Here is a 6,726-nt window from a genome sequence, read left to right on the forward strand (position 1 = left end):
ATGCCGCGCCCGGACCTCATCCCGCTCTCCTTCGCCCAGCGCAGACTGTGGTTCCTCCACAAACTCGAAGGACCCTCAGCCACCTACAACATGCCCTTCGCACTTGAGCTGATCGGCGAGATCGACCAGCGGGTTCTGCGTGCCGCGCTGTTGGATGTGGTGGGGCGGCATGAATCGCTGCGCACGGTGTTCCCCGAACACCACGGTCAGCCCTGGCAGCGGATCATCGCCGCCGACCAGGTGGAGTGGAGCGTGGAGACCCGCACGGTCACCGAACGGGAGCTGCCGGCGGCTTTGGAAGCCGCGGCACGCCATCCGTTCGCACTCTCCTCCGAGATTCCTGTCCGGGCGTCGCTCTTCGCCTGTGGCGGCCGGCACGTACTGATGATTCTGATCCACCACATCGCCGGTGACGGCTGGTCGATGCAGCCGCTGGCCCGTGACATCGTCACGGCGTACGCGGCTCGCACCGTAGGACGGGCTCCGGCTTGGGCGGAATTGCCCGTGCAGTACGCGGACTACAGCCTCTGGCAACGGGAGCTGCTGGGTGAGGAGACCGATCCGGACAGTGTGCTGTCCCGGCAGGTCACCTACTGGACAAGGCAACTGGCCGGCCTGCCCGACCAGTTGAGCCTCCCGACGGATCGGCCGCGGCCCGCGGTGGCCTCGTATGAGGGTGCCACCACGACCTTTGCCCTGGACGGCGAGTTGCACCGGGGTCTCGCGGCGCTGGCGGCCGAGCGCGGCGCCACCGTGTTCATGGTGCTGCAGGCGGGGATGGCGGCGCTCCTGACCCGGCTGGGCGCGGGCACCGACATTCCGCTCGGCAGTGGCATCGCGGGACGTACCGACGCGGCGCTGGACGACCTCGTCGGGTTCTTCGTCAACACGCTGGTGCTGCGCACCGACACCTCGGGAGATCCCGAGTTCGCGGATCTGCTGGACCAGGTCCGGGAGACGAGCCTCGCGGCGTACGCCCACCAGGACGTCCCGTTCGAGTACCTCGTGGAGGTGCTCAATCCCAAGCGGTCCCCGGCCCACCATCCGTTGTTCCAAGTCGCCCTCACCTTGCAGAACGCGCCCGAGGGCCGGTTCGAGCTGCCCGGGCTCGAAGCGCGGCAGCAGGCGGTCGGCACCGGTGCCGCCCGCTACGACGTACTGGTCTCGCTCAGTGAGGTCCGGGACGGCGACGGTGTCCCGGCCGGGCTGGAGGGTTCGGTGGAGTTCGCCACCGACCTCTTCGACGAGGAGACCGTGCGGCGGCTGGTGGAGCGCTGGGAGCGGCTCCTGCGTGCCGTGACCGCCGATCCCCGCGTCCGGATCGGGCAGGTCGAGCTCGTCGGTGCGGCCGAGCGGGAGGCCGTACTGACCCATGGGCGCGGCCCGGTCGCCGAACAGGCTGGGCTGCTCCCGGACCTGCTCGCCACTCAGGCCGCCCGCACCCCGGAGGCCGTCGCGGTGGTCTGCGGCGGGTCGGCCCTGACCTACGCCGAGCTCGACGAGCGGGCCAACCGGTTGGCCCGGCTGCTCATCTCCCGGGGTGCCGGCCCTGAACGGCTGGTCGCGGTCGCTCTGCCGCGGTCGGCGGAGCTCCTCGTCGCGCTCCTGGCCGTGCTGAAGTCCGGCGCGGCCTACCTGCCGCTCCATTCCGGAGACCCGGCCCAACGGCTCAGGTCCCTGATCGCCGACGCCGGCCCGGTGCTCGTCGTCACCTGTCAGGACGTACCCCTGCCGGACGGTGCCGGGCAGCCCGCCCTGGTGGACCTGAGCGATCCGGAGATCCGCGCGCGGCTCGCGGAGCTGTCCGGCGGCCCGGTGACGGACCGAGAGCGCACCCTTCCCCTGAACGGCGCCCACCCCGCCTATGTGATCTACACCTCCGGTTCCACCGGGCGGCCCAAAGCGGTCGTGGTCGAGCAGCGGGGCCTGGCCGGGCAGCTCCAGTGGCTGCGGGCGGCCCACTCGTTCGACGGCCGTGATGTGGTCCTCTTCCGCACGGCCGTCGGATTCGACGCCGCCGGGTGGGAGATGTGGCTGCCCCTGTTGACCGGCGCGACGGTGTGCGTCGCCCCGGACGATGTCCTACGCGATCCGCGGCGGCTGGTCGACCTCATCGTCCGCGACCGCGTCACCACGGCCCAGTTCGTCCCCTCGCTGCTGGCCGCGCTCCCGGCACCACCGTCGGCCCACGCGATGACCCGTATCTTCTCCGGAGGCGAGGCTCTCGGCGCCGGGCTGGCCGAAGAGGTCGAGTCCGCCTGGGGCTGCCCGGTGATCAATCTCTACGGGCCGACCGAGACGACGGTTCAGGTGGCCTCGGCGGTGGCGGACCGCTCCCGCCGCGGCGGGCACACCGTCCCGATCGGCAGGCCCGTGGCCAACACGACGCTGGCTGTACTGGACGACCGGTTGCGGCCGGTGCCGCCGGGTGTGCCGGGCGAGCTGTTCGTGGGGGGCGCGCAGGTGGCCCGCGGCTACTTGAACCGACCCGGACCGACCGCCGACCGGTTCGTGGCCGCCCCCTTCGGGCCGCCGGGTTCGCGGATGTACCGGACCGGCGACGTGGTCCGGTGGACCGCCGGCGGGGAACTGGTGTTCGTCGGTCGCGCGGACGACCAGATCAAGGTGCGGGGCTTCCGTATCGAGCCGGGCGAGATCGAGGCCGCACTGCTCACCCACCCCGCCGTGGAGCAGGCCGTGGTGGTCGTCCGGGAGGACGATCCCGATGACCAGCGGCTGGTCGGCTATGTCGTGCCCGCGGCGAACGCCGGGGATCCGGCGGCAGAGGACCAGGTCGCCGAGTGGCGGGAAGTCCATGGCGCGGTGTCCGCCGGTTCCCGGGCCGATGGATTCGGGGAGGACTTCGCCGGGTGGACCAGCTCGTACACGGGCAAGCCGATCCCCCTGGCGGAAATGCGGGAATGGCGGGACGCCGCCGTGGCCCGGATCCGGGAGTTCGCACCCCGGCGGGTGCTGGAGATCGGTGTGGGTTCCGGACTGCTCCTCGCCCATGTGGCCCCGCACTGCGAGGCCTACTGGGGAACGGACCTCTCTCCCGTCGTGATCGACCGGCTCTCGGGCCGGGTGGAGCAAGCGGGCCTGGCCGACCGGGTCCGACTGAGCTGCCGGCCCGCCGATGACACCGACGGGCTGCCGACCGGGTTCTTCGACACCATCGTGCTCAATTCCGTGGTGCAGTATTTCCCGTCCGGCGACTACCTGACCAAGGTCCTCGGACACGCGACGGAACTGCTGGCGCCGGGTGGCCGGATCATCCTGGGCGATATCCGCAACCTCCATTCGGTACGCACCCTGCATACCGCGGTGCAAGGCGGACGGTACGGACTCGCCAAGGACACCGCCCGGTTGCACGCCGCGGTGGAACGTGCGGTGCTGCTGGAGAAGGAACTGCTGGTCGCACCGGAGTACTTCATCACACTCGCCGAAACCGACGGTCGCTTCGGCGCGGTCGACGTACGGCTGAAGCGCGGCGGCCACCACAACGAACTGACCCGTCACCGCTACGAAGTGGTGCTGCACGCCTTCGACGCGCACGGCCCTGGTGACAACGACCCGGTGTCGCTCGCCGGAACCCCCGAGCTGCGGTGGGGCCGGGAGGTGTCCGGGCTCGACGATCTGCCGACCGAGGTCGACGGGCCTGTGCGCATCTCGGGATTGGTCAATGCCCGGCTCGCCGGGGAAAAGGCCGCGCCGGATGCGCTGGACCGACGCCGGCGGGACGACGCCGAGGCCGCGGCCGCCGTCGACCCGGAGGACATCGTCCAGTGGGGGGAACGGCACGGGCTGGCCGTCGTGACGACCTGGAACCACGAACGCCCGGAACTGTTCGACGCCGTCATCTCGCCGACCGCACTTGGCGGTCAGGTGGTACGCGGTCTCTGCCGCGCTTCCACCGTGCCAGGCCCGCTGGTCAACAACCCGGCCGCGGTCAGGGACATAGGAAACGTCCTGGCTTCGGTGAAGGACCTGCTCACCGAGCGGTTGCCGGCTCACCTCGTTCCGTCGCAGCTGGTGGCGATCGGCGCGATTCCAGTGACCCGTAACGGCAAGCTGGACCGCACAGCATTGCCAGTGCCGGACGCTGCGATCGGCGGTGGGCGGGCTGCGCGTACGCCGCAGGAGGAGGTGCTGTGCGGGCTGTTCGCCGAGGTGCTGGGGGTGTCCCGGGTCGGCGTGGATGACGGTTTCTTCGATCTGGGCGGGCATTCGCTGCTGGTGACCCGGCTGGTCAGCCGGATCCGCAGTGTGCTGGGTGTGGAGGTGGCCATCGCCACCGTCTTCGACGCCCCCACGGTCGCCGGACTGGCCCAGCGACTGGACGGTGACCGTACGGCACGCCCGGCCCTGGTGGCGATGGAGCACCCGGAGACCATTCCGCTGTCCTTCGCCCAGCGACGACTGTGGTTCCTGCACAAGCTCGAGGGCCCGTCGGCGACGTACAACATGCCCTTGGCCCTGCGGCTGTCCGGCGATGTGAACCGGACGGCACTGCGGGCGGCACTGCTGGATGTGGTGAGCCGGCATGAGCCGCTGCGCACCATGTTCCCCGAGCAGGACGGCGAACCCCGGCAGCGGGTGGTCCCGCCGGACCGGGCGGAGCTGTGGTGGGAGACCTGGTCGGTCAGCGAGCGGGAGCTGCCGGAAGCTCTGGAAACCGCGGCTCGTCATGGGTTCGACCTCTCCGAAGAGATCCCGGTCCGGGTATCGCTGTTCGCCTGTGACGACGACCACGTGCTGCTGCTTCTCATCCATCACATCGCCTGCGACGGCTGGTCGATGGGTCCTCTCGCCCGCGACATCGTCGAGGCGTATTCGGCTCGATCCGCGGGGCGGGTGCCGGCGTGGTCGGAGTTGCCGGTGCAGTATGCGGATTACACGTTGTGGCAGCGGGAGTTGCTGGGGGATGAGTCTGATCCGGACAGTGTCCTGTCGCGGCAGGTGGCGTACTGGAAGGTGCAGTTGGCGGACCTGCCGGAGCAGCTGAATCTTCCCACCGACCGGCCGCGGCCGCCGAAGGCGTCCTACGCGGGTGCCAGCCTGGCCTTTGAACTGGACGGTGAGCTGCATCGGAACCTGTGCGCTCTGGCGGGCCGTAGTGGCGCGACGGTGTTCATGGTGTTGCAGGCGGGTATGGCGGCGTTGCTGACGCGGCTGGGTGCGGGTACGGACATTCCGTTGGGCAGTGGGCAGGCGGGGCGTACGGATGAGGCGCTGGATGATCTGATCGGGTTCTTTGTCAATACGTTCGTGTTGCGGATGGATACGTCGGGGGATCCGAGTTTCTCGGAGTTGCTGGGGCGGGTCCGGGAGACGAGTCTGGCGGCGTATGCGCATCAGGATGTGCCGTTCGAGTATTTGGTGGAGGTGCTGAATCCGCAGCGGTCCGCCGGCCATCAGCCGATGTTCCAGGTCGCGTTGGTGCTGCAGAACGCCCCCGGCGGCGCAGTGGAACTTCCAGGCATGCGGATCACCGAGGAAATGGCCACGACCGGCACCTCCCGCTTCGATCTGCTGATCTCTCTGCACGAACACCATGACGAGACCGGTGAGCCGGCGGGCATACGGGCGCTGCTGGAGTACGCGACGGACCTGTTCGACCGCTCCACGGTCGAGTCACTGCTGGCCCGGTGGATGCGACTGCTGCACGAGGTGAGCACGGATCCGGACCGGCCGATCGGACAGGCCGGGATCCTGCTCGACGGTGAGCGGGACCGGCTCGTGTTGGACTGGAGTGGCTCTTCCGCTGCGGTGTCTGCCACGTCGTTGGTGGGGTTGTTTGCCGAGCGGGTGCGGTTGGCGCCGGATGCGGTGGCTGTTGAGGTCTGTGGTGGGGAGTCGGTGTCGTATGGGGAGTTGAATGCGCGGGCGAATCGGCTGGCGCGTTATCTGGTGGAGCGGGGTGTGGGGCCGGAGCGGGTGGTGGGGGTGTTGTTGCCGCGGTCGGTGGAGCTGGTGGTTGCGGTCTTGGCGGTGATGAAGGCGGGTGGTGCGTATCTGCCGCTGGATCCGGCGTATCCGGCGGATCGTCTGGAGTTCATGCTGGCCGATGCGCGTCCGTTGCTGGTGCTGGACGGGGAGTCGCTGCGCGGGGACTGGGAGGCGTATCCGGATGGTGATCTGGATTGCCGGCTGGAGGCGGCACACCCGGCGTATGTGATCTACACCTCCGGATCCACCGGCCGCCCCAAGGGCGTGGTGGTGTCGCATCGTGGTGTGGCGAGTCTGGCCGCCGCGCAGCGGGACCGGTTGAGGGTGACGGCGGAGAGCCGGGTCCTGCAGTTCTCGTCGCCGAGCTTCGATGCGGCGTTCTGGGAGTTGGTGATGGCCTTCAGCAACGGCGCGACGCTGGTGATTCCGCACCAGGACCAACTGACCGGGGAGGGACTGCGGCGCGTCCTGGACGCCCGAGCCGTCACCCATGCCCTGATACCACCCTCGGTCCTCGCCACGCTTCCGCCGGAATCCGCACGGAATCTGCCGGGACTCGAAACGCTGGTCGTGGGCGCGGAGGCGTGCCCGCCCGACCTGGCCGAGCAGTGGTCGGCGGGTCGGCGGATGGTCAATGCGTATGGACCGACCGAGGCCACGGTGTGCGTCACGCTGAGCCGGCCGTTGTCGGCGGGTGGGCTGGTGCCGATTGGTGGGCCGGTGGCTGGTACCCGGGTGTATGTGCTGGATGAGGGGTTGCGTCCGGTTCCGCCGGGT

1 protein-coding gene is annotated in these 6,726 nt (G+C 69.7%); it reads left to right on the forward strand.

Going from position 1 to position 6,726, the window contains the following annotated elements; all coding sequences use genetic code 11:
* Window positions 1-6,726, forward strand: a 6,726-nt coding sequence (locus tag ACH4PU_RS36075) for an amino acid adenylation domain-containing protein (RefSeq protein ID WP_398282282.1), incomplete at both ends; no start/stop codon positions are given.

The sequence above is a fragment of the Streptomyces sp. NPDC021100 genome (assembly GCF_044333095.1).
Classification (GTDB): domain Bacteria; phylum Actinomycetota; class Actinomycetes; order Streptomycetales; family Streptomycetaceae; genus Streptomyces.